Genomic DNA, 24,245 nt, shown 5'->3' on the forward strand with positions numbered 1-24,245 from the left:
GCGGACTCAGCCGTCGGCGTTAATTTTGCTTATCAAGGCCTGCAGCACTTCCGCCGCGCGGTCGTTCTCCACCTGGCAGGTGCCCGCATTGGCATGGCCACCGCCACCGTACTGCAGCATCAGTTCGCCAATATTCGTTTTGGACGAGCGATTGGTGATGGATTTTCCGGTGGCAAATACCGTGTTCTGCTTTTGCAGGCCCCAAAGCACGTGGATAGAAATATTGGTCTGCGGAAACAGGGCATAGACCATGAAACGGTTCACCGCAAAGATGGTGTCCTCGTTGCGCAAATCCAGCACCAGCAGCTTGCCGTGAACGGTAGAGCAGCGCAGCAGCTGCTCCTTGGCCTTGGCGGCGTGGTCAAAGTAGAGCTCCACGCGCTCCACCACGTCGGGCAGTTGCAGGATCTCATCAATGCCGTGGTTGCGACAGTACTGGATGAGATCCATCATCAACTGGTAGTTGCTGACGCGGAACTCGCGGAAACGGCCCAGGCCAGTGCGTGAGTCCATCAGGTAGTTGAGCAACACCCAGCCCGTAGGGTTCATGATCTCGTCGTGGCTGAACCGGGCGGAATCACCCTTGTCCACGGCTTCCATCATGTCGTGGAAGCGGGCTGGGAAGCGGCTGGCGCCGCCGTAGTGGTCAAACACCACGCGCGCAGCCGAATCGGCATCGGGCAGGATGATGTGGTTGGGGCGCTCACCCGTATTGCGCACGGTCTCAGACTCATGGTGGTCAAAGGCCAAGTGCACACCGGGTACGTACGGCAGGTTGGTGGTGATATCGCGGTCGGACACCTCCACCTTGCCATCCTGCATGTCCTTGGGGTGGACGAACTTGATGTCGTCGATCAGGTCCAGCTCGTTAAGCAGGACTGCACACACCAGTCCATCGAAATCGCTGCGGGTAACAAGCCGGTATTTCAGGTGCGCCATGGAAACAGTCTCCACAAAGTTTGGAACAGGGCCCAAACCATTCTAGCCCCGCACTTTGCCAGCGAGGCCTGTCCCCGGCGCAAAAAAAGTTCGCTCAGCGGCCCGCGCGCACTTCCGTCACCAAGGCATCCACCACCTGCAGCGCACGCTGCATATTGCCAGCCATGGAGCCATCGGTATAGAAACGGCCTGCCACGCCCAAAGCTGGTACGCCTTCGACCTTGTAGGCGTTTTGCAGCTGGGTGGCTTTGGTGACCTTGGTGACCACGGTGAAGGAGTTGTACTGCTGCACAAACTTGGCCTTGTCCACGCCCTGCTGGCCCACCCACTCCAGAATCGCCTCGCCACTGGCAAGGTTCTTTTTCTCCACATGGATGGCCGCAAACACCTTGGCGTGCAACTTCTCGACCAGCCCCATGGCTTCGAGTGTGTAGTACAGACGTTGCTGGGGCGCAAAACTATCCTGAAAGGCAACAGGCACGCGGCGCAACACGACGTCCTTGGGCAACTTGCCAATCCACGCTTGCAGCGTAGGCTCAAACGCATTGCAGTGCGGGCAGTTGTACCAAAAGAACTCCACCACCTCGATCTTGCCAGCGCCTGCCTCTACGGGGGCACGGGGATCCAGGGGCAGGTAGTCGGTACCGGCCTTGGGCTTGAAGGCTTGCGCTTGCGCCACGCTGCCCCACATCACAGAAGAAGCTACGGCGGCACCACTGGTCAATTGCGTAAATTCGCGTCGTTTCATGTCCGTCTCATTAGGTAAAGAATCTGGTGGGACGGGCGCCCACCGGGAAAGTTCCTGTGCGTGCTGCGCTTAGCGCTGCACTCGAACCAAAGCGGTGTCCATGCCAGCCTTGTCCAGCTTGTCCTTGGCCTTGTCGGCCTCGTCCTTCTTTTCAAACGGGCCCACACGCACCCGGAACACCGGACGGCCCGACTGCTCACGCTCCGAAATCTTGGTTTCGATGCCGCTCAGCGACAACTTGGCGCGGTGGCTCTCGGCATCCTCAGCCTTCTGGAAAGCACCCACCTGCACAAAGTAGACAAAGGCATCAGCCTCTGCAGGGGGTGCCGTCTTGGCCTTGGCCAAGTCACCCAAGGGATCGGCAGATACAGCAGGTTTGACTTCCCCCTTGGCGTCGGCTTTGGCGGCCTTGGGGTCCACCTTGCTTTCAGCTTTGGCCTCGGCTTTAGGGTCTGCTTTCGCCTCAGTTTTGGCCTTGGCGGCCGAGGCAGCGGACGCCGGCACGGTAGCCGGAGGCACCGCAGGCGCGGGGTTCTTGCCATAGAGCATGGCGTTGGGGTCCCAGTTCTTGTTCTTCTGGGCCTCGGCGGCATCCTGGTCGGCGCTGCGGCTCTGGCTCTTGTTCATAAATGGCACAGGCACCTTGGTGACGTAGACCGCCACCGCCAGGGCAGCGCCAAGGCCGACTACCACGCCCACAATGAAACCCACGACGGTCCCGCCACGCTCGTACTTCATGCGTCTCTCTCTCGGTTGACTCTGTTGACCCGGTCGGGCCGCTTACATTTTCTGCGGCGCACTGACACCCAGCACCGCCAGACCATTGTGCAACACGCGTGCGGTTGCGGCTACGAGCGCCAAGCGCGCCAGCTTCACGGCTTCGTCGTCCACCAAGATGCGTTCGGCATCGTAGTAGCTGTGGTAGCTAGCAGCCAGTTCGCGCAGGTAGAAAGTCACATCGTGCGGGGCCTCGCCCTCTGCGGCAGCTGCCAGCATCTCGGGGTACTTGGCGAGTAGCAGCATCAGGGCCTGCGCCTGCATGCTGTCCAGCGCCCTCAGGTCCACCCCCTGGAGGCTGGCCACATCTCCGCCCCAGCTGGCCAGCACCGAGCAGATGCGTGCGTGTGCATACTGCACGTAGTAGACCGGGTTATCGTTGTTCTTCTGCACCGCCAGGTCCACGTCGAAGGTGTACTCGGTGTCGGGCTTACGGCTGAGCAAGAAGAACCGCACCGCGTCCTTGCTGGTCCACTCAATCAGGTCGCGCAGCGTCACATAGCTGCCGGCGCGCTTGCTGATCTTGACCTCTTCGCCGCCCTTGACCACGCGCACCATGGTGTGCAGCACGTAGTCGGGGTAGCCCTGCGGGATGCCCACATCGGCCGCCTGCAGGCCGGCGCGCACGCGGGCGATAGTGCCGTGGTGGTCCGTGCCCTGGATGTTCACGACCTTGGTGTAGCCTCGCTCCCACTTGGCGATGTGGTAGGCCACATCAGGCACAAAGTAGGTATAGGTACCGTCCTTCTTGCGCATAACCCGGTCCTTGTCGTCGCCGTAGTCCGTGCTTTTGAGCCAGAGCGCTCCATCCTGCTCGTAGGTCTTGCCATTGGCCACAAGCTTGCCCACTGCAGCCTCGACACGGCCGCTGGTGTACAGGCTGGACTCCAAGTAGTACTCATCGAACTGGAGGTTGAAAGCCTGCAGGTCCTTGTCCTGCTCATTGCGCAGGTAGGCCACCGCAAACTGGCGGATGTTGTCGTAGTCGTCCACATCGCCATTGGCGGTGAACTCGCGGTCATCGGCCTTGACGGTGGCCTTGGCTTTGAAGGCCTCGGCGATGTCAGCGATGTAGTCGCCGTTGTAGAAATTCTTGGCCAGCGGGTTCTCGCTGTCAGTGGGCCAGCACTCATCGCCAGGTTTGAAGCCCTTGGCACGCAACTGCGTACTCTTGGTCAGCGTCTCAATCTGCACACCGGCGTCGTTGTAATAGAACTCGCGGTGCACTTTCCAACCCTGGGTGCTGAACAGGTTGCAGATCGCATCACCCAGCGCGGCCTGGCGACCATGGCCCACGTGCAGCGGGCCTGTAGGGTTGGCGGATACAAACTCCACCAGCATGCGCTGGCCATTGGACGGCTGAAAACCGAACTGCGCGCCCTGGCCCAGCACCTCGCGCAACACTTCCTGCTTGGCAGCGGGCCTGAGGCGGATGTTGATGAAGCCGGGGCCGGCGATCTCGATGTCCTGCACCCACTGGGCGTAGACCTGGGTGGCCAACAGCTCGGTACGCAGGGTCTCGGCCAGCTGGCGCGGGTTCATCTTCAGAGGCTTGGCCAGCTGCATGGCGGCCGTGGTGGCAAAGTCGCCATGGGCAGCCACCTTGGGGGATTCAAAGGCAGCCTTGGCGCCTGAGCCGGGGGAGAGTTTTTCCAAGCAGGCGGCCAGCGCCTGCAGGAGATCATGTTTGACGGTGAGCATCGTCCGATTTTACGGGGCCCCCGGGAAAGCCCGGGGGCCCGACCGTCAACGGTACAGACATCTTTTCGTTATATGCTGCAAACCACTGGGGTTTTTTCTGCAACGGCGGCCCTGCTGCCACTTTTTGATTGGACGACTGATGAAACAACTGATCTCCCTCGTGGCCCTGGGTCTGGCTTTGGCAGTGGGCGGCGCACATGCCGCAGACGAAAAAGCCCCGACCGCCCAGCAGAACAAGATGAAAACCTGCAACGCCGATGCAAAAACCAAGGACCTCAAGGGCGACGAGCGCAAGAAGTTCATGAGCGAGTGCCTGAGTGCCAAACCCGCTGCAGCAGACGCAGGCACTAGCCAGCAAAGCAAGATGAAGACCTGCAATGCCGATGCAAAAACCAAGGACCTCAAGGGTGACGAGCGCAAGAAGTTCATGAGCGAGTGCCTGAGCGCCAAATAAGGGCAGCAGCCCCCTCTGCCCCGGCCCGCCATGTGCGGGCCTTTTTTATGCCGCTTCAGAGAGGAGCAGGCGCCGCCCGAAGGCCTCGGCCGGTTCGGGCCGGGCAAACCAGTAGCCCTGCCCCTGCTGACAACCCATCGCTCGCAGCGCATCGCGAATGCGCTCTTCTTCAATGCCTTCGGCATGGGACACTAGGCGCAGGCCTTTGGCCATTTGCACGATGGCGGCCACCATCGCCTGCTGGGTCTCGCTGTCCAGCATGCCTTTCACAAACGACTGGTCGATCTTCAGCTTGTGCACGGCAAAACGCTGCAAGTAGCCCAGATTGGAATATCCGGTCCCAAAATCGTCGATGGCGATCGACACGCCCAAAGCCTTGATGCGCTGCAGCGACACGACAAAACGCTCAGTGTCTTCAATCAGGGTGGACTCGGTGATCTCCAGCTCCAGGCAGCTGCCAGGCAATCCCGAGCGGCGCAAGGCATCCTCCACCACCTGCTCCACATTGCCCCGCCGAAACTGCACCGGAGACAGATTGACTGCCAGCACCAGCGGCGCCCCAGTCCTCTGCCACTGGGCCGCTTGCTGGCACGCTTGCAGCAGCACCCACTCCCCCATTTCCACCACCACGCCGGACTTTTCGGCTGCACCGATGAAATGGCCCGGCATCAACAGCCCCTGCTCAGGGTGTTGCCAGCGGACCAGGGCCTCGGCTCCCACCAGTATCCCTGTGGCAAGGTCAAACACCGGCTGGTAGTGCAGCACCAACTCCTGACGCGCCAAGGCCAAACGCAAGCTCGCCACCAACTGCAGGTTCTGCTGCAGGTCCGCTTGCATAGCGCTGTCAAAAAAACGCAGGGCATTGCGGCCGGACTCCTTGGCACGGTACATGGCCACATCGGCGTGGCGCATCAAGGTTTCGTAGTCTTCCCCGTCGTCAGGGAAAAGCGCAATGCCAATCGAACACGAGGTCGACACCTCGGTATCCTTGAGCGTGAACGGCATCTCCATACACTGCAATACCTCCCTGGCCACCACCGCCGCGTCGTCCGCACTGCCCACATCACACAGGCCAATGACAAACTCATCCCCGCCATGGCGGGCCACGATGTCGGCCCGGCGCAGGGCGTGGTTCAGGCGCTGTGCCACTTGCTTGAGATAGTCGTCCCCGGCTGCATGGCCCAGCGAATCGTTGATGACCTTGAAGTTGTCCAGGTCCACAAACAGCAGGGCCACCCGCAGATGTTGGCGACGCGCCAGCGCAATTGCACGCTCTAGGCGCTCGCGCCCCAGGCCCCGATTGGGCAGGCCGGTCAATCCATCGTGCTGGGACAGGTAAGTCAGCTGCGCCTGCGACTCGCGGTAGCGTGCAATTTGCAGCTGGAGGCTGGCCAGCGCTTTTTGCAGATCGTTCAATATCAGCCAGATGGCCAGGCCGCTGACCACCAGAATCGTCAGCACATCGCGCAGCTGCTCGTTCGGCGGGCTGATGTAACCGGTGCTGCGCCAGTGCAGCACTTCGGTGGCCAGACTCAGGAACATGAGGTACACGACCATGCACCCCAGCAGCAGAAAAAAGGCGCGTGTGGTCACCAGCAAACCGGCCATGATGAGCAGGGCCGGAAAAGACAAAAGCGCCACGTCCTTGATACCTTCGCTGACCCAGGTCAGCGCACACACCACGGCAGTCAGTGAAAACAGGAACAGCAGGTTGGCGATGTCAACACGCCCCCGGTGACTGAGCCACAGGCACACCAGCATGAGCCCCATACCGGGCAACAAGAGCCATACGATGGCCCAGTTGCGGTCAATGACATAGCCGGTCGTGGCCACCAGCAGGCCGGCGAACACCAAGCCCGAGATTTGCCGCAAACGCCGCGCACGCAGCTGGGCAATGGAATCGGGGTCCTGTGCGGCGGGCTCGTTCATGGATGCGGGGCTCCAAGCGTTGGCGTAGATTCATGCTAACGCAAAGCCCGCACCCCGTCACGCTCACACGCCCAGCATCACCCCGCCAAACACTGCGAACCCCACCCAGTGGTTGAGGCGAAAGGCCTTGAAGCACCCCTCGCGCGCCCGATCGGCAATCAGCGTTCCATGCCACACCACCTGGGCGGCGGCCACCGCCACGCCAAGCCACCAGGCCCAGGTGCGACTGAGTGCGGGCAGCACCAGCCAAGACCACAAAGCGAGGTAGACGACATAGAACGCCAGCACCGCCGGCACATCCCAGCGCCCCAGTGTGATGGCCGAGGTTTTCATGCCAATCTTGAGGTCGTCATCGCGGTCCACCATGGCGTATTCGGTGTCGTAGGCCAGCACCCAGAACAGGTTGCCCAGCAACAGCGCCCACGCCAGCAAGGGCACGGCGCCTTGCACCGCGGCGAAGGCCATGGGAATGCCAAAGCTGAACGCCACGCCCAGCACCGCCTGCGGCATGGAGACATAGCGCTTGGCGTAGGGGTAGACCAAGGCCACCGCCAATGCGGCAAACGACCAGGCGATGGTTGCGGTATTTGTCGTCAGCACCAGACCAAAGGCTGCCAGCGCCAGCACGGCGCCGACCAGCAGCGCCTCCCGCATGCCAATGCGCCCGCTGGTGACCGGGCGTTGCGCCGTACGTTTGACGTGTTTGTCGAACTCACGATCGGCCACATCGTTGACACAGCAACCCGCGCTGCGCATGAGGATGGTGCCCAGGGTAAACACCGCAACCAGATGCCAACCGGGGAAGCCCCCCGCCGCCAGCCACAGCGCACTCAGCGTAGGCCACAGCAGCAGCAGCCAGCCTGCGGGCCGGTTCCAGCGAATCAGGTCCAGGTAAAGAGAGAGTTTGGCGGAGAACACAGGGGCATCCATTTGCTATAAAACCAGGAGCTGCTCACGCAGCATCCACAATGGCTAGAGACCTAATTAGCTCAAGAATCAGGACAGCCGCGTGACACCGGGCAGCTCACAGCCATAGACCGCATTGCGCAGCGCGGCAATGGCCTCATATCGCGTGAAGCTGCGCCGCCACACCAGCACCACCCGGCGCGTTGGCGGGGGCAGACTGCTGCCATCGGGTTTGTGGTCCTGCACCGGCAGGTACTTCACGAAGGGCTCCTCGCCTTTGCGCTTTTTGGGCTCAAGGGCCTCCTTGGGCACGGACAGGCGCGGCACCAGGGTGATACCCATGCCCGCGGCCACCATGTGCTTGATGGTCTCCAGCGAGGAGCCTTCGAAACTCTTGCGGATGCCCTCGGCATCGCTGGAGAAACGCGCGAACTCGGGGCATACCTCCAGCACATGGTCGCGGAAGCAGTGGCCGTTGCCCAAGAGCAGCATGGTTTCGCTCTTGAGGGCATCGGTGGTCACGTGGTCCTGGGCGGCCAGTGCGTGGCTGGTGGGCACGGCGGCAAAAAAAGGCTCGTCGTACAAGGGCGCCACGGCCAGCCCGGTATCGGGGAAAGGCTCGGCCAGGATGGCGCAATCGATCTCGCCGGTGCGCAGCATTTCCAGCAGCTTGACGGTGAAGTTCTCCTGCAGCATCAGCGGCATCTGCGGGCTGTGGGTGATGACCTGGCGCACCAGGTCAGGCAACAAATACGGCGCAATGGTGTAGATCACGCCCAGCTTGAGCGGCCCGGCCAGCGGGTCCTTGCCACGTTTGGCAATGTCCTTGATGTTGGCGGCCTGCTCCAGCACGGCCTGCGCCTGGCGCACGATCTCCTCGCCCAGCGGCGTCACGCTCACCTCGTTGGCGCTGCGCTCGAAAAGCTTGACGTCCAGCTCCTCTTCGAGCTTCTTCACCGCCACCGACAGCGTGGGCTGCGAGACATAGCAGGCGTCCGCCGCCTTGCCAAAGTGCCGCTCACGCGCCACGGCCACGATGTATTTGAGTTCGGTCAGGGTCATGGCGCTATTCTCCTCTTACCCGGCCCGTGGGTTCCACAATCACCAGCGCAATCCCGCACACCAGCAGGCCTGCGCCCAGCCAGAAGGCCAGATCCGGCACCTCGGCAAAGACCAGCCAACCCAGCGTGGGGCTGAACAGCAGCAGCGAGAAACTGCCCGCCTCCACCGCCGAGGCATCGCCCGCGCGGTAGGCAAAAAAGTAGCACAGGTAAATGCCGGCCGCCGCCACACCCACCACCGGCAGTAGCGGCCACAACGCCACCGGCACACTGGGCAAGCTAAAGCCTGTGAAGACGCCAAAGGTGAGCCAGCACGCCACCTGGCTCCAGGTCAGCACCGCAATCGGGTGTTCTTGGCCTGAGTATTTTTTGAGGACTACGCCCAGCATGCTCTCCATCAGTGCACCCAGCAGCGCCACCAATGCGGCGGGGTGAAAGGCCTCGGCGCCGGGCTGGAGGATGACCAAAACCCCGCCAAAACCCACCAGCACGCCACTCCAGCGCAGCCAGTGGGGCTGCTCGCCCAACAGCCATACGCCCAGCGGCAGCATAAAGAGCGACCCCGTCATCAGGTAGGCACTGGCCTCGGCCAGCGGCAGGTGCGACACGGCATAGGCGGCGCACCAGGCGGAGGTAACGATAAAGCCCGCGCGCAGCAGATGGATGCGTGGCTGACGCGTGGCCACAATGCGCCCGCGCGTCCACGCCACCACGGGCGCCAGCATGGCCAGCACCACGGTGGCCTGCAAAAACAAGACCTGTTTGGGGGCAATGCCAGTCGCCAAGAGCCGCTTGTTGCAAGCGTCCAGCACGGCCCAGCAGGCCATGGCCAGCACCACCAGCAGCACGCCACGCGTATTGCCAGCCAGCGCGCACCAGCGTGTGTGTAAAAGTGACAGCATCCGCACTCTGAGGAAAAAGCGGGCCACTATACCCGCCCGCCAAGGCCTCAGGGGCTGGCGATCTCGCCGTTGCGCAACTTGCCGATCAGGATTTCCAGGCGTTCTTTCCAGGCACGGCGCACTTCCGAGTGCGCCCCCTTGAAGAGCCGGAAATTTTTGAGCTCGGGCTCCGCTTCGCTCCAGTATTCATCGCGCACCGCCACCTCCAGCTCCCCCGCCAGACTGGACACCGTGGCCCCCAGCAAGGTGGTGTGGACGGTACGGCGGTCGGCGTGCAGCGTGATGCGCCCGCGCGGATCCAGGTCGATGAACCAATCAATCTTGCCGTCATCGCTGTAGCCCACCTCGCTGGTACCGCTGAAGCCCGCGACCTTGCGCCAGTGCGCAATCTGGGCTTCGGGTTCCAAATCTTGCACTACAGGTTGTTCGGCCGCCTTCTTGGCCCGGGCAGCGGCCCGGGCCTCGGCTGCCGCTTCGGCCTCCAGGCGTTGCTGGCGCTGCAGCACCTGCTGGGCCAGATTCCGGTCCAGTCGGTCCACCCAGACGCGAATCTGTCCCGCGAACTGCTGGAAATTCGCCGCCACCGGCTCGGGCACCGGGTCCAGGCGCAGCAGATGGCGCTCGCCGCCCGGCTTCTCGGCCGCAGCGAAGGCACTTTCATCTGAAGCCCGGAACACCACGCTGCATTGCCCCGTGGGCTGCAGCGCCCGGCCCTCTTGTTCGCGCACATTGCGTGTCACCTCAATCTGCAAACCTGGCGCAGGCAGGGTGGCGTTGACCGGGCCCGGCGCCCCCAGTTCCAGGGGACTGGCGTCAGACAAGGGCGCGTGCGCGTACTGGCCATGGCGAGCCTGCACCACCAGTTGCTGGCCCGCGCGCTGGACCTCAACGCTCCAGCCATGCGCCTCAAACCGCAGGCCACCGGGAATGGGGCCAGCACGGGTTTTCAGCAGCCGCGCCTGCTGCTCCACATAGGCATAAAAGCCCGCCACCGCCAGCACCACCGGGGTCAACAGCCCCGCAATCCACAGCCAAGGTTCAGACACGGTCTGGGCCCAAGGCATGCGCGGCAGCGCGAGGATCCAGACACAGACTCGGGCAGGAAAAGAAAGATGAAAACACGTTGACCTTGCTATGAATTCAGGAGCTATTTGCGCAGAAACTGCGGGCACCAGCCCCTATTTTGACCACAAAATGCGGTTTGCATGTGAAGCCATGTATCGCACACATCAGGCCTTTAGAAACTCGGCCTTGCCGCCCAGCCAGCGGGCCACATGCTTGTGCGCCAGGTGCGGGTAGCGGTCCAGCAGCATGGGAGCTTCGGCACGCGCCCACGCCAGCAGGTCCGTGTCCTGCGCCAGGTCCGCAAAGCGCAGCATGGCCTCGCCGCTTTGGCGAGCCCCCAAAAACTCTCCGGGCCCACGAATCTCCAGATCACGCCGGGCAATCTCGAAGCCATCGTTCGTCTCGGCCATGGCGCGCAGGCGCTCACGCGCAGCCTCACCCAGGCGTGGCGCGTCGCCCGTGGAGTACAAGAGCACACAGGCCGAAGCCGCCGCGCCCCGCCCCACGCGGCCGCGCAGCTGGTGCAGCTGGCTCAGGCCAAAACGCTCGGCATGCTCAATCACCATCAGGGAGGCGTTGGGCACATCGACGCCCACCTCAATGACGGTGGTGCTGACCAGCACCGACATCAGGCCGGCGGTAAACGCGCCCATCACCGCCTTTTTGTCGTCCACATGCATGCGCGAGTGCAGCAGGCCAATCAGCACCGGCTGGCCATCGGCACGGGTGGCGCCCTGCAGGGCCTCGGCCAGGTCGGCATGGGTTTGCGTGGCGTCGCTCAGGTCCAGCGCCTCACTCTCCTCGATCAGCGGGCAAACCCAATAGACCTGCCGCCCCTCGGCAATCTGACCGCGGATGCGCTCGATCACCTCGTCGCGCCGGTGGTCGTTCACCACCTTGGTCACGATGGGCGTGCGCCCCGGCGGTAATTCGTCCAGCGTGGAGACATCCAGATCGGCGTAGTAACTCATCGCCAAAGTTCTGGGAATGGGCGTGGCCGTCATCATGAGGAGATGGGGTTCGGCTCCCTTCTCATGCTCGCCTTCGATGGCGGTCATCTTCTTGCGCAGCGCCAGGCGTTGGGCCACGCCAAAGCGGTGCTGCTCGTCGATGATGGCCAGCGCCAGGCTCTTGAACTTCACCTTGTCCTGGATGATGGCGTGGGTGCCCACCACCAGCTGCGCCTCGCCGCTCTCGATGAGGGCCAGCATGGCGCGACGCTCCTTGGTCTTCTGCGTGCCGGTGAGCCAGGCAGTGGTGATGCCCAGCGGCTCCAGCCAGGCCAGCAGCTTGCGGAAGTGCTGCTCGGCCAAGATTTCGGTGGGCGCCATCAGCGCGCACTGCCAGCCAGCGTCCATGCAAATGGCGGCGGCCAGCGCGGCCACCACCGTCTTGCCTGCGCCCACATCGCCCTGCAGCAGGCGGTGCATGGGAATGGGACGCGCCATGTCTTTGGCGATCTCAGCGCCTACCCGCTGCTGCGCGTTCGTCAAGCCAAAGGGCAAGGCCGCCAGCAGGCGGGCATGCAGGGTCTGCCCCACGCCGCCCTGCAGCCGTGGCGCACGCAGCGCCGCGCGCTCACGCCGGCTTTGCAGCTGGCTGATTTGCTGGGCCAGCAGCTCCTCGGCCTTGAGGCGCTGCCACGCTGGATGGCTGTGGTCCATCAGCGTGTCCAGCGATACATCGGGCGTGGGGTGGTGCAAAAACTGTAGCGCGTCACGCAGTGTCCATAAGGGCTGGTGGCCAACTCCATGCCTCAACACCTCCAGATCGCCGGGCGCAAAGGTATCGTTCAGGTCGGCCCGCGCCAGCCCCGAGAGCACGGCCTTGCGCAAGTAAGGCTGGGGCAGGCCCGCCACCGTGGGGTAGATGGGCGTGAGCGCCGTGGGCAGGCTGCCACCAGCAGCCCGAAAGCTGGGGTGCAGCATGGTGCGGCCCATGAAGCCGCCCTTGACCTCGCCGCGCACGCGGATGCGGTTGCCCACCGCCAGCGCCTTTTGCTGCGAACCGTAAAAGCTGAAGAAGCGCAGCGTGCAGGTGTCCGTGCCGTCGTCCACCGTGACGATGAGCTGGCGGCGCGGTCTGAACGTCACCTCCTGGTGCGTCACCACGGCCTCAATCTGCGCCTGCTGGCCCTCGCGCACTTCGGCCAGCGTGACGATGCGGGTCTCGTCCTCGTAACGCAGCGGCAAGTGCAGCGCCAAGTCGATGTCGCGCTTCAGGCCCAGTTTCTCCAGCGCCTTTTGCGCGGCGGATTTGGTGGCTCCCGTGCTACCGGCCGCGCCGTCCTGGGCGGCGTCATCGGTGCGGGGGGCGGGCTTCTTGGGCATGGGACAATTCTGCCCTGTCTTTTTCCCTTGGAACGGGCCTGTCCGGCCCTCAAGCACCATGCAAGCTTTCTTTCCCGGCACCGAGCGTGCCTTCGCCCTGAGCGACTTTGACTTTGAACTCCCCGAGGCCCTGATTGCCCAACACCCGGCCGCCGAACGCTCGGGCTCCCGCCTACTGGACGGTACAGGTGCCACGTCGGTGGACCGCAGTTTCAAAGACCTGCCCAGCCTGCTGAAGGCTGGTGACCTCATGGTCTTCAACGACACCAAAGTCATCAACGCGCGCCTGTTCGGTGAAAAGGCCACAGGTGGCAAGGTCGAGCTGCTGATCGAGCGGGTACTGGGTGGCAACCAGGTGGCAGCCCACATGCGGGTCAGCAAGAAACCCGAGGTGGGCGCGACCATCAAGATGGTGTGTGCCGAAGGCCAGGAAGACGGCCTTTGCGCCACGCTGCTGGGCCGCTGGCCGAACGTGGACGGTCCCATCTACCGCTTTGTGCTGAGCAATGACCGGGGCGATGACCCCTACACGCTGATGGAGCGCCACGGCCATGTGCCGCTGCCGCCCTACATTACCCACAGCGATTCGCCCGAAGACGTGCAGCGTTACCAGACCGTCTTCGCCAAAAACCCCGGTGCAGTCGCTGCCCCCACGGCCGCCCTGCACTTTGACGAAGGCGTATTTGCACAGCTGGACGCCATGGGCGTGCAGCGCGCGCATGTGACGCTGCATGTGGGTGCGGGCACCTTCCAGCCGGTCAAAACCGAAAACCTGGCCGAGCACCAGATGCACAGCGAGTGGTACAACGTGCCACCCGAAACGCAAGAAGCCATTGCCGCCTGCAGGGCGCGCGGCGGCCGCATCGTGGCGGTGGGAACGACCAGCGTGCGCACACTGGAGAGCTGGGCCCAAACCGGCATTGCCAGTGGCGACACCACCATCTTCATCACGCCCGGTTTTGAGTTCAAGTTGGTCGACGTGCTGGTGACCAACTTCCACCTGCCCAAGAGCAGTCTGATGATGCTGGTCAGCGCCTTCACCGGCTACGAGCATGTGATGGGCCTGTACCGCGAGGCCATCACGCGCGGCTACCGCTTCTTCAGCTATGGCGATGCCATGCTACTGAAGCGGCGGCCGGCTTAATTACTTCAGACCAGGCAAAACACCGAGGCGCAAGAGTTGCGTCTCGCCGTTGGAGCCGTCCACACCGTCGTTGTCGGTAATGGCAAAGGCCTGACCGGCGCTATCCACCGCAAAACTCTCCACCTTGTCCAGCACATAACCGTGGGGTTTTTGCAGGTCGGGCACCAGGTTGCGCAGCAGGCGCTTGGCGACCACCGGAACCTTGGCATCACCGGGCGCAGCGGGTGTCAAACCGGCCACCGAGAAAGTGTGCAAGGTCTTCAGAGACTGGTCGCCAAACTGGTTGTCACGCTCGACCACCACAAAGGTGTCTGGGCCCACAGCAGTGATTTCCGACAGGCCTACCCAGCCGCCTTCGGCCTTGGTAGCTTCCAGCGGATAGTGCAACACGCCCCAGGTCTTGGTAGCCGGGGTGTAGCGCAAGATTTTGGTGAACCCCTTGGGGTCATCCTTCCACTCGCGCTGCACGGCCAGCCACACCACTTCCTGATCGCCGGTGCCGGTGGTCGTCACCCCTTCAAAACCAAAGCGGGTCGCATGGCGTGCCAGTGCCTCGGGCAGCTCGATTTCCTCCTGCACCTCGGCCTTGGCATTCAGGCGCAGCAACCGATTGCGCAAGGGCGCAGGCTTCTTGTCAGGGTCGCCTTCCGAGGCCAGCCAAAAGCCGCCATCAGCCCTCTGGGCAATACCCTCACCGTCATAGCCCACGGGCTTGCCGTCTTTGGTGACAGTCATGGCGTTCGTGATCAAAGCGGGCGTGAAGTTGGTGTCGATCTGCAGGATGCGGGTGGTGGCGTACACGCTGTCGGTCACCGCAAACAGGCGCCCGGCCTGCGTGCGGTCGGCCGTCGTGCCCGAGATGGCCCCCCAGGGAATGGGCGGACCGGCGGGAGAGTCGCTGGACATCAGCGTGGGGTAGGCCGGAGTCTCGGCACCACGTTGGTAAATCATCACACTGGAGCGGGCAGCGCCATCGTTTTCGCTGGCCACCACCAGCAAGCCGCGCTGGGGAATGGCGGTTAACCCCTCGGGGCCACTGCCAGCTGGCAGGGCCTGCAGGTACTCTGGTGCCTTGCCAGCCCCACGATCACGCCAGACAGTGACCAGCGAAGAGCGCTCAGAGCCGACAAAAATCAAAGTATCTTTGCCAAACACGCCAACCTCCACCCCCTCGGGCTCGTTGCCTTTGGCGGCCGAGCGGCCCTCGGGGTAGTGGCCCAGGCGCATCGCTTCGTGGTCCAGGAAGTTGCCGCTGTCCCACTCCACCTTACCCTCGGTGTTGAAAATGGAAATGCTGCGCGAGCCGCCTTTGTAGTCCCCCTCGTTGGCGGTCACAAAGCGGGTGGTGTCCAGCCAGGCCACCGCATCGGGTTCGCGCAGCAGACCTTTGGCCGATTCGCCGGGGTTGATGATGACGTCGCGCGTACAGTCAATGTCTTTCAGGTCCACCGTGCCCGCCGAGAAGTGCTTGATGACCTGGCGCTTGGCCACGTCCACCAGCACGATGTGGTTGTTCTCTTGCAGGGTCACTACCGCAATGCCTTGGGCGTTGACTTTGACCAGCTCGGGCTCGGCATCGTCCGTGGCAATTTCGGCCAAACCGTTCAAGGCCACGGGGTGGGCGCGGGTGCAATCGGGCAAGCCAGCTGCGCTCAGCGGGATGATGGTGAGATTGCCACCCGGCAGCTGGGGAATGGCGCCCTTGTTGAGTTTTTCGTCGCGCTCGTTTTCCATCACGATGACGGCGTGGCGCGCACCTTTGTCCAGAGCGATGGAGTCCGGCTGGCCAAACAGCGGGCAGGTGCCCAAGGCCTTGCGGCGGGCCAAATCAAACACCGCCAAGTGGCCGGTGGGCTGCGCGAAGTCTTGGGTGGAATTGACAGCGGCCAGGACCTTGCCGTGGGCAATGGTCACCGAGGTGGGCTCGCCTTCCACCGGCAAAAACCCGGCAGCTTTGGGCTGGGCGGGGTTGCGAATGTCGATCAGGCCAATGCCCATTTGCTCGCCATCGGTGTAGGCCAGTGTCATGCCGTCGGCGCTGACCGCCACAATTTCCGCCACCGATTTTTTGCTGACATTGCGGCCTGCGGGCACATTGCGATGGGCCTCAAAAGTGGCCACGCGGTTGAAGTAGGGGCCCGTGGCCGGGGTTTGGGCAGCGGCACCCACACAGGCCAGCAAAGCCAAGGCAGACACGAGGGGGGAGAAAGACGGCATGGAAACTCTCTTGGAGGGAACTGCAGGGAAGTCAGGCAGGAAGATGGCAGCGGTGAGCGCCATTGGCGACGGTAGCGGCAGGACATGACAGCGCTGTGACACGCGGGGCATCGATGCGGGGTTTCTACTGAGAATTTGGGAACCAGCAGGCCGTGTTTTTCCGCTAACGTGGAGGCATGGCGGATATCCAGGCACTGATGCACCAGGCGCCGCCCAGTTTGGCGCAGTACCGCCGCCAACGGGCCGCAGCCGACCTCTACCAGCGCGCGCTGCCGGGCACCATTTTTTATGGCATTGCCTTGGCCATCACCGCCTGGGTGGGGGGCTACTTCCCACACTACGGTGGCGCCATGGCCGCAACGTTGGCCCTGTACGGCGTGCTTGGATACCTGCGCTGGGTCCACACACCGCCACAAGACAGTGCCGACACCCAGGCCTCGGACCGCTGGTGGTGGCAGCACTGGGCACTTGTCAATGTGGGCTGCCTCGTTTGGTGCCTGTTCTTCCTGGCCGTGGGCCACCTGGAGCAGGACCTGAGCACGGCCTTTCTGGTTGCTGCGATGTCCACCATCGCCTTCAGTTCCGCGGGTTGTGAGACCTATGCACTGCACAAGCGCCAGGCACTGTGGGTGGTGGTACTCCTGCAAGTGCCCGCGCTGCTGTACTTTGCTGTGGCAGTGCCCGCCTTGTGGCCGGTGTGTGCGGTGCTGGCTGTGAACTTTGTCTACCAGCTCACCCACATCCGCCGCCGTGCCGCCGAATACGACACGCAAATGTCCATCGAACACGCCTTGCTGACGAGCCGCGCCGAGGTAGAGCGTCTCTCGCGCCTGGACGCGCTGACCGGCCTGGCCAACCGGCGCGAGTACGACAGCACCTTCCGCACCCACTGGCGCCTGGCTGCACGCCAGCAGGGCCAGTTGGCATTGATGGTGGTGGACCTGGACCACTTCAAACGCATCAATGACACGTATGGCCACTTGGCCGGTGACACTGCCCTGCGGCATGTTGCGCAGCTGATGGAGGCGCGCTTCAAGCGCGCCAGCGACATGGTGGCCCGCATCGGCGGCGAGGAGTTTGCCGTGCTGCTGCCCGACACCAACGCCGAAGAGGCCATGCAGCTGGCGCAGGCCCTGTGCCACACCCTGGCGACAACGCCTGTCCCCTGGGACGCACACCACATCCCTCTGACCGCCAGCATAGGTGTGGACTGCATGCGTTGGGACCTGGACCTCACCCCCCAGGCCAGCTTCAGCCGCATCGATTCGGCCTGCTACACCGCCAAGGCCAAAGGCCGCAACCGCGTGGTGCAGGCCTGAGCCGCTCAGGCGACCTGCATCACCCCACCCTGCTGGCGCAGCGTGTACAGCTTTTGTTCCAGGCGCTGCAGCGCACTAGCCCAACCGACCGCCGTCCCGGAACGGGTTTCCAGCACGGCGCTGCAGTGGTAGGTTTGCGCATCGCCTGCCACGCCAAAAGGCTGACACAAGGCCTGAACCCGCCCTACCGCCTCGGCCTGCAGGCTTGCCAAGGCCAGCAAAAAGCGCCCACGCCCCCAGGGCAATACGATCTCGCCGCTGACGGTGGCGGCCGCCAGACGCTCCAGCAGGGCGGTTTGCACCTGCTCCATGCGCTCCAGGTCGCCCTCGGCGTCCAGCGCCGGCCATTGGTCCAGCTCCAACAGCACCACGGTGCGCAAGCGCTCGCCACCCATTTCTTGCGCCTGGGCAGACCGGCGCTGCAGCACTTGCGCCCCCGAATGCAGCAAAGCCGCGCGGCTGCGATCCCAATGCGCCAACGCAGCAGTCAACACACGCACCAGCCGCCCCACCTCATCGGAAGACCCTGGCGCCAGGCGCAAAGACGCCCCCTTGGCCATGAAGGCCTCCAGCCCATCGGCAGCCTCCCGCAAAGGTGCGAACATGCGCCACAACACATAAATCACCAGGGCAGTCGCCAGCAAGGTGGCCACCAATGCTGCCGACAGCACGCGCCAAGGCGTGAGCCAATCCGGCCGCAAGGTGACCACCGCCACCAAGGTCAGCAAGGGAATATGGGTGGCCACAAAGGCCACAGCAAAGCTCTTGACGGCAATCGATTGGGTCCAACGCATGGGAATTCTCCTTCTGTGCTGATTATTCCCGGAGTGGCCCGTGACGGCCTGACGGGCCTTCACGGACAATAGGGGCATGCTGAAATTTGAACTTTTGAACAACGACCCCGCCAGCGCCGACGGCAGCTACCTGGGCAGCCACGCCCGCCGCGGCCGCCTGACGCTGAACCACGGCGTGGTCGAAACCCCCATCTTCATGCCCGTGGGCACCTATGGCACCGTCAAGGGCGTGATGCCGCGCAGCCTGCACGACATGAACGCCCAGATCATCCTGGGCAACACCTTCCACCTGTGGATGCGCCCGGGTCTGGACGTGGTGCAAAAGTTCGGCGGCTTGCACCAGTTCGAAAAATGGGACAAGCCCATCCTCACCGACTCGGGTGGTTTCCAGGTCTGGAGCCTCGGCGAGATGCGCAAGATCAGTGAGGAAGGCGTGAAGTTCGCCAGCCCTGTGAATGGCGACAAGCTGTTCCTCACGCCCGAGATCAGCATGCAGATCCAGACCACGCTGAACTCCGACATCGTGATGCAGTTCGACGAGTGCACGCCCTACCTGTCGGTCGAACCCAAGACCAAGGGCCAGATCACCACCGAACGCGAAGCGCGAAGCAGCATGGAACTCTCGCTGCGCTGGGCCAAGCGCTGCCAGGACGAATTTGCGCGGCTGAACAACCCCAATGCGCTCTTCGGCATCGTGCAGGGGGGCATGTTCGAGCACCTGCGCGACGAATCGCTGGCCGGCCTGGAAGCGCTGGACTTCCCAGGCATTGCCGTGGGCGGCCTGTCGGTGGGTGAGCCCAAGGAAGACATGATGCGGGTGCTCAAGCACATCGGCCCCAAGCTCCCCAAGCACAAGCCGCACTACCTGATGGGCGTGGGCACACCGGAAGACCTGATTGCCGGCGTGCAAAACGGCATCGACATGTTCGACTGCGTGATGCCCACCCGCAATGCGCGCAACGGCACCTTGTTCAGCCGCTACGGCGACCTGAAAATCCGCAACGCCCGCCACAAGAGCGACGAGCAGCCGCTCGACGTGACCTGCACCTGCTACGCCTGTGCCGGCTCCAGTGGTGTGAGCTGGGCGGACGGCGGGCGCGAGGGCTTTAGCCGCGCCTACCTGCACCATCTGGACCGCTGCGGCGAGATGCTGGGCCCCATGCTGGCCAGCGTGCATAACCTGCACTACTACCTGAACCTGATGCAGGAAATCCGCGACGCGCTGGACGCAGGCCGCTTTGGCGCCTTTGTGCAGCAGTTCCACGCCGACCGGGCGCGCGGCGTCTAGGTCTGCGCACCACGCGCCAAAACAACGGGGCCTGCAGGCCCCGCTTTTTTGCTATCTATTCAGGAGCTGTTCGCGCAGTATCCATGGGTATTGGATGCCAATTTGGCATTAAAAAGTCTCCCAATCATCGTCCCCGCCAGCGGGGGTGACTTTGGTGCTGGTCTTGGGCGCTGCGACAGCCAACACGGCCGGGGCGGCAGCCGGTTTGGGGGAGGGTTTGGGTGCGGCAATGGCTGGTTTGGCCATGGGGCGGGAAGGAGCTGGAGCTGGCTTGTGGCCCACAGACACTGCGCTCTTGGCTTTGACAGCCGGGGGCGCATGGCTGGCGCCCTGGTCGGCGGCTGACAACTTGAACACCGCCACCGTCTGCACCAAATCGCCCGCCTGGCTCTTGAGGCTGCTGGCCGCCGCTGCCATTTGTTCCACCAAGGCAGCGTTCTGCTGTGTGGTCTGGTCCATCTGGCCCACCGCCTCGCCCACCTGGGCCACGCCGATGCTTTGTTCGTTACTGGCCGCGCTAATCTCGCCCATGATGTCGGTCACTCGGCGAATGCTGGTCACCACTTCAGTCATGGTGGTACCAGCTTTGTCGACCAAGGCAGTACCTTGCTCAACCCGCTCAACGCTGGCGTTGATGAGGGTTTTGATTTCCTTGGCGGCTTCGGCTGAGCGGCCTGCCAGGGATCGGACTTCCGAGGCCACCACCGCAAAGCCGCGGCCCTGTTCGCCTGCACGCGCGGCCTCTACCGCGGCGTTAAGCGCAAGGATGTTGGTCTGGAAGGCAATGCCATCAATCACGCTGATGATGTCGCTGATCTTGCGGGACGCCTCGTTGATGCCCTTCATGGTCTCCACCACTTCATGCACGACCTCCCCACCCTGCACAGCCACTGTGGAAGCATTCATGGCCAACTGGTTCGCCTGGCGGGCGCTTTCTGCGTTTTGTTGCACGGTGGAGTTCAGCTCTTCCATGCTGGCAGCGGTTTCTTCCAGCGCGCTGGCTTGCTGCTCGGTGCGCGCACTGAGGTCGTTATTTCCCTGGGCAATCTCAGTGCTGGCGGACGACACGGTCTGTGCCCCTTGCTGCACTTGCCGGACCAGGCCCGCAATATGGCTTTGCATGCGGTCCAGCGTGGACATCAGGCGTAGTGTTTCGTCATTGCCCACCGGACGCGCGGTGGCGGTCAGGTCACCATCGGCTAGGCGGTCGGCCATCTCAACCGCTTGCTCCAAGGGGGCAGACAACAAGCGGGCCAACTACAGCGACAGCACCACCAACAAGGCTGCTGCAATGGCAAGCCCGGCCCCCACAATAATTTTGGCGTTCACCGCGAGCCGGTGCACCTCGATGCTGAAGTCCTAGACATTCTTGGCCACGGCCTCGCTCTGGGCCTCCAAGGCAACTTCGAGATCCGCAAACGCCTTTTGAAACTTGGGAACCTCCTGCTCCGCACTGGCAAGGTCTTTGCGCGCCAGCCCCTGAATATTGGCCGCTGAGTCCACATAGGCTTTGACCAGGGGTGCCGCCTTGGCCACATGGTCGCGCGCTTCTGGCGAAATCGGCAGCGCCTGCATGGCGGAAATGTTGCTGGTGAAGTTCTCGGCGTGCTCTTTCAGCCCCTTTTCGGCTTCTGCCATGCCCGCCGCGTCGCTTTTTTGGGCCGCTAGCAAGGTCAACAGCACGTCACCCCGGATGGCGTCATGCATCATGTCCGCCTCCTGGCTTTTGCTGAGCGCCAGGCTCACGTTGATGGACTCATCAAACGCGTCCGACAGTCTGCTGGCGTTGATGAGGCCGGCCCCGCCCACCAACGCAGTCATCACCACCCCCAGCAACCCCAAACCCAGGACCTGGTTCCGCAGCTTCATACGCACCTCCTTGAATGTGCTCGTATCTCCCGCTCAGACCGCTCCAGCTTACGCCAACTTGAAGGTTGCCACCACCCCCACCAGGTCACTGGCCTGGCTCTTGAGGCTGCTGGCAGCCGCCGCCATCTCCTCCACCAGCGCCGCGTTCTGCTGCGTGGCCTGGTCCATCTGGGTCACGGCCTCTCCCACCTGGGCCACCCCGGCGCTTTGTTCGCTGCTGGCCGCCGATATTTCTCCCATGATGTCGGTCACCCGCCGGATGCTGCTGACCACTTCGGTCATGGTGGCGCCAGCTTTGTCGACCAGTGCGGTGCCTTGTTCCACCCGCTCGACGCTGGCGCCGATGAGGGTTTTGATTTCCTTGGCGGCTTCAGCTGAGCGGCCCGCCAGGGAGCGGACTTCCGAGGCCACCACCGCAAAGCCACGACCCTGTTCGCCTGCGCGTGCGGCTTCTACCGCGGCGTTGAGCGCAAGAATGTTGGTCTGGAAGGCGATGCCGTCGATGACGCTGATGATGTCGGCGATCTTGCGGCTGGATTCATTGATGCCTTTCATGGTTTCGACGACTTGGCCCACCACGTCTCCGCCTTGCACTGCGACGGTGGAGGCGTTCATGGCGAGTTGGTTGGCTTGTCGGGCGGAGTCGGCGTTTTGTTTGACCGTGGAGCCGAGTTCTTCCATGCTGGCGGCGGTTTCTTCCAGGGCGCTGGCTTGTTGTTCGGTGCGGGCGGAGAGGTCGTGGTTGCCTTGGGCGATTTCGGCACTGGCGGTGGCCACCGATTCGCTGCCGCTGCGCACGTTGGCGACCACTTGCACCAGCTGGTTTTGCATGCGTTGCAGGGCCGCCAGCAGCTGTCCCATTTCGTCTTTGCCCTGCACCACCACGGGGCGGGAAAGATCGCCCTCGGCAATGCTTTGGGCAACTTCTACGGCCTGTTTCACCGGATCGATCACGCTGCGGGGAATCAGCCAGATCAAGACGCCCCCCACCAGCAGGCTTACCACCAGGGCGACCAACATGGTGTTTTCGGCAGCGCTGACTTTGTCAGCCACAGCCGTCGCGGCCTCGGCAGTCCCCTTCAGGTTGAACTGGAGGATGGCCTCCATGGCGGCATGGGCCTGGCGAAAGGCTTCAGGCCCCTTGTTGGCATACTCTTGCCGCACCAGCAGCAGCACGTTGTCGTCTCCCATGGCGTCTTCCACGGCCTTGGTACTGGCTTTGGCCACCGCATAGTAGGCATCGCGTTTGGCCTGGTAATCGGCGTACAGGGCTTTTTCGGCGTTGCCCTGGGCTGAATTTTCGTCCGAGTAGGTCAACAAGGTCGCCGCATAAATGTCGGTGGCCTTGGCCAGGCTGGTCTCCAATTCATCGATCTTCTTTTGAAAACCCACTGCGTCCAAGCTGCCCTGCACGGCCAAGCGGTCGTTGGTGACCAGGGAATGCTCCGACAAAAAGCTCTTCATGTGGCCCAGGTTCTCGATGGCCGGAATCCAGGAGGTCGCGACCTCTCCGGCTTCGTACTTGACCGAGATGTTCTGGTAAAGGGAGTTGGCCGCACTGAGCACGGCAAGCAACAGAATGGCGGCAAGTCCAACGGTGATGCGCGCGCGGATACCAAATTGGTTGAGGTTCATGGCGTCTTGTGGGTAGTGGAGGAATGGGGCTGGCAAGCGTGCAAGTGGCGCAGTGGGGCGCTGCATACCTTCTGTATCGGCAGGTGGCCCGGCTTCTGGAACAGCCTTGGGTACAGCAACCTGCATGCCAAAGAAAAAGCGCCGCTCCCGAACAAGGGTAGCGGCGCTTTGCAGAAGCTCATTTTGCTATGAATTAAGGAGCTTTTCACGCAGTATCCATGGGCATTGGATGCCAATTTGGCTTTAAAAAGTCTCCCAATCATCGTCCCCGCCGGCCGGGGTGACCTTGGTGCTGGTCTTGGGTACCACCGCGGTCAAGACTGGCGCGGGCTTGGCGGCACTGGGCGTGGGTTTGGGCACTGGTGATTTGACAGGGGCAGCGGCGGTTTTCCCACCGTCACGCCGCTCAGGCCCCTTGAAACCCAAAGCCACAGAGCCACTTCGCACAGAAGCTTTTGCAGGCACAAAGGCAGGTGCCGAGCGGGCTGCCCGGCCTTGCTCACCCGACAATTTGAACACTGCAACGACCCCCACCAAGTCTTGGGCCTGGCTCTTCAGACTGCTAGCGGCTGCGGCCATCTCTTCCACCAGTGCCGCATTCTGTTGGGTGGCTTGGTCCATTTGGGTCACAGCCTCACCCACTTGGGCCACACCCGCGCTTTGCTCGCTACTGGCCGCGCTGATCTCACCCATGATGTCGGTCACGCGGCGGATACTGCTGACCACTTCGGTCATGGTCTCGCCCGCCTTGTCCACCAAGGCCGTGCCCTCTTCGACCCGTTCTACGCTGGCACCTATCAGGCTTTTGATTTCTTTGGCGGCTTCAGCAGAGCGGCCAGCCAGGGACCTGACTTCAGAGGCCACGACCGCAAAGCCACGCCCCTGCTCTCCGGCCCGGGCCGCTTCCACTGCTGCATTCAAGGCCAAGATGTTGGTTTGGAAGGCAATGCCGTCGATGACGCTGATGATGTCGCTGATCTTGCGCGATGCGTCGTTGATGCCTTTCATGGTTTCGACCACCTGCCCCACCACCTCGCCACCCTGCACGGCCACTGCGGACGCCGTCATCGCGAGCTGATTGGCCTGGCGAGCGTTGTCGGCGTTTTGGCGCACGGTGGAGCCCAGCTCTTCCATGCTGGCGGCGGTTTCTTCCAAGGCGCTGGCCTG

General features: G+C 63.0%; 20 protein-coding genes. 4 read left to right on the forward strand and 16 right to left on the reverse strand.

What is annotated here, in order from left to right:
* Positions 1–6: 6 nt before the first annotated feature.
* The 4 genes from CHU94_RS01455 to argS all read right to left on the reverse strand — a co-directional run bounded on the left by CHU94_RS01455 (position 7) and on the right by argS (position 4,165).
* Positions 7–939, reverse strand: coding sequence for an exopolyphosphatase (locus CHU94_RS01455; RefSeq protein ID WP_094476008.1), 933 nt, complete (start codon positions 937–939; stop codon positions 7–9).
* 94 nt (positions 940–1,033) lie between these two features.
* Positions 1,034–1,687, reverse strand: coding sequence for a thiol:disulfide interchange protein DsbA/DsbL (locus tag CHU94_RS01460; protein WP_094476010.1), 654 nt, complete (start codon positions 1,685–1,687; stop codon positions 1,034–1,036).
* 69 nt (positions 1,688–1,756) lie between these two features.
* On the reverse strand, positions 1,757–2,425 hold the full coding sequence (locus CHU94_RS01465; protein WP_094476012.1) for an SPOR domain-containing protein: 669 nt from the start codon (positions 2,423–2,425) through the stop codon (positions 1,757–1,759).
* Between the two features lie 42 nt (positions 2,426–2,467).
* Positions 2,468–4,165, reverse strand: coding sequence for an arginine--tRNA ligase (argS, locus tag CHU94_RS01470; protein ID WP_094476014.1), 1,698 nt, complete (start codon positions 4,163–4,165; stop codon positions 2,468–2,470).
* Between the two features lie 139 nt (positions 4,166–4,304).
* Between argS and CHU94_RS01475 the strand changes: the two genes are divergently transcribed.
* Positions 4,305–4,619, forward strand: coding sequence for a PsiF family protein (locus CHU94_RS01475; RefSeq protein ID WP_094476016.1), 315 nt, complete (start codon positions 4,305–4,307; stop codon positions 4,617–4,619).
* 45 nt (positions 4,620–4,664) lie between these two features.
* Here the strand turns inward: CHU94_RS01475 and CHU94_RS01480 are convergent, their stop codons facing one another.
* From CHU94_RS01480 to recG, 6 genes are all read right to left on the reverse strand, one after another.
* Positions 4,665–6,548 carry a bifunctional diguanylate cyclase/phosphodiesterase gene (locus CHU94_RS01480; protein ID WP_094476018.1) on the reverse strand — a complete coding sequence of 628 codons (1,884 nt, stop codon included), beginning with the start codon at positions 6,546–6,548 and terminating at the stop codon, positions 4,665–4,667.
* Between the two features lie 63 nt (positions 6,549–6,611).
* The gene (gene ubiA, locus CHU94_RS01485; RefSeq protein ID WP_094476020.1) at positions 6,612–7,478 is read right to left on the reverse strand and encodes a 4-hydroxybenzoate octaprenyltransferase; all 867 of its coding nucleotides are present in this window, start codon (positions 7,476–7,478) and stop codon (positions 6,612–6,614) included.
* A gap of 66 nt (positions 7,479–7,544) precedes the next feature.
* Positions 7,545–8,516, reverse strand: coding sequence for a LysR substrate-binding domain-containing protein (locus CHU94_RS01490; protein ID WP_094476022.1), 972 nt, complete (start codon positions 8,514–8,516; stop codon positions 7,545–7,547).
* A gap of 4 nt (positions 8,517–8,520) precedes the next feature.
* Positions 8,521–9,417: a DMT family transporter gene (locus CHU94_RS01495; RefSeq protein WP_094476024.1), complete on the reverse strand. Its 897-nt coding sequence runs from the start codon at positions 9,415–9,417 to the stop codon at positions 8,521–8,523.
* Positions 9,418–9,464: 47 nt separating this feature from the next.
* Positions 9,465–10,463 (reverse strand): hypothetical protein, encoded by a 999-nt coding sequence (locus CHU94_RS01500; RefSeq protein ID WP_141211353.1) that lies wholly within the window; start codon positions 10,461–10,463, stop codon positions 9,465–9,467.
* Positions 10,464–10,646: 183 nt separating this feature from the next.
* The gene (gene recG, locus CHU94_RS01505; protein ID WP_217901278.1) at positions 10,647–12,812 is read right to left on the reverse strand and encodes an ATP-dependent DNA helicase RecG; all 2,166 of its coding nucleotides are present in this window, start codon (positions 12,810–12,812) and stop codon (positions 10,647–10,649) included.
* Positions 12,813–12,870: 58 nt separating this feature from the next.
* Between recG and queA the strand changes: the two genes are divergently transcribed.
* Positions 12,871–13,956, forward strand: a complete 1,086-nt coding sequence (queA, locus tag CHU94_RS19330; RefSeq protein ID WP_094476030.1) for a tRNA preQ1(34) S-adenosylmethionine ribosyltransferase-isomerase QueA — start codon at positions 12,871–12,873, stop codon at positions 13,954–13,956.
* On the opposite strand, the gene CHU94_RS01515 is transcribed toward queA, so the two are convergent.
* On the reverse strand, positions 13,957–16,173 hold the full coding sequence (locus CHU94_RS01515) for an esterase-like activity of phytase family protein (RefSeq protein WP_094476032.1): 2,217 nt from the start codon (positions 16,171–16,173) through the stop codon (positions 13,957–13,959).
* Between the two features lie 176 nt (positions 16,174–16,349).
* Here CHU94_RS01515 and CHU94_RS01520 point away from each other — a divergent pair, with 176 nt between their 5' ends.
* Positions 16,350–17,492 (forward strand): GGDEF domain-containing protein, encoded by a 1,143-nt coding sequence (locus CHU94_RS01520; RefSeq protein WP_094476034.1) that lies wholly within the window; start codon positions 16,350–16,352, stop codon positions 17,490–17,492.
* Between the two features lie 5 nt (positions 17,493–17,497).
* Here CHU94_RS01520 and CHU94_RS01525 read toward each other — a convergent pair whose 3' ends face one another.
* Positions 17,498–18,286 carry a hypothetical protein gene (locus tag CHU94_RS01525; protein WP_094476036.1) on the reverse strand — a complete coding sequence of 263 codons (789 nt, stop codon included), beginning with the start codon at positions 18,284–18,286 and terminating at the stop codon, positions 17,498–17,500.
* A gap of 76 nt (positions 18,287–18,362) precedes the next feature.
* Between CHU94_RS01525 and tgt the strand changes: the two genes are divergently transcribed.
* Positions 18,363–19,574: a tRNA guanosine(34) transglycosylase Tgt gene (tgt, locus tag CHU94_RS01530; RefSeq protein ID WP_094476038.1), complete on the forward strand. Its 1,212-nt coding sequence runs from the start codon at positions 18,363–18,365 to the stop codon at positions 19,572–19,574.
* 108 nt (positions 19,575–19,682) lie between these two features.
* Here tgt and CHU94_RS18960 read toward each other — a convergent pair whose 3' ends face one another.
* From CHU94_RS18960 to CHU94_RS01550, 4 genes are all read right to left on the reverse strand, one after another.
* Positions 19,683–20,831: a methyl-accepting chemotaxis protein gene (locus CHU94_RS18960; RefSeq protein ID WP_369597388.1), complete on the reverse strand. Its 1,149-nt coding sequence runs from the start codon at positions 20,829–20,831 to the stop codon at positions 19,683–19,685.
* Between the two features lie 102 nt (positions 20,832–20,933).
* The gene (locus tag CHU94_RS19675; RefSeq protein ID WP_094476040.1) at positions 20,934–21,443 is read right to left on the reverse strand and encodes an MCP four helix bundle domain-containing protein; all 510 of its coding nucleotides are present in this window, start codon (positions 21,441–21,443) and stop codon (positions 20,934–20,936) included.
* Between the two features lie 48 nt (positions 21,444–21,491).
* Positions 21,492–23,078, reverse strand: coding sequence for a methyl-accepting chemotaxis protein (locus CHU94_RS19625; RefSeq protein ID WP_303396081.1), 1,587 nt, complete (start codon positions 23,076–23,078; stop codon positions 21,492–21,494).
* Positions 23,079–23,321: 243 nt separating this feature from the next.
* On the reverse strand, positions 23,322–24,245 hold a 924-nt coding region (locus CHU94_RS01550; RefSeq protein ID WP_255033732.1), incomplete at its 5' end, for a methyl-accepting chemotaxis protein.

The sequence above is a fragment of the Rhodoferax sp. TH121 genome (genome assembly GCF_002251855.1).
GTDB lineage: Bacteria > Pseudomonadota > Gammaproteobacteria > Burkholderiales > Burkholderiaceae_C > Allorhodoferax.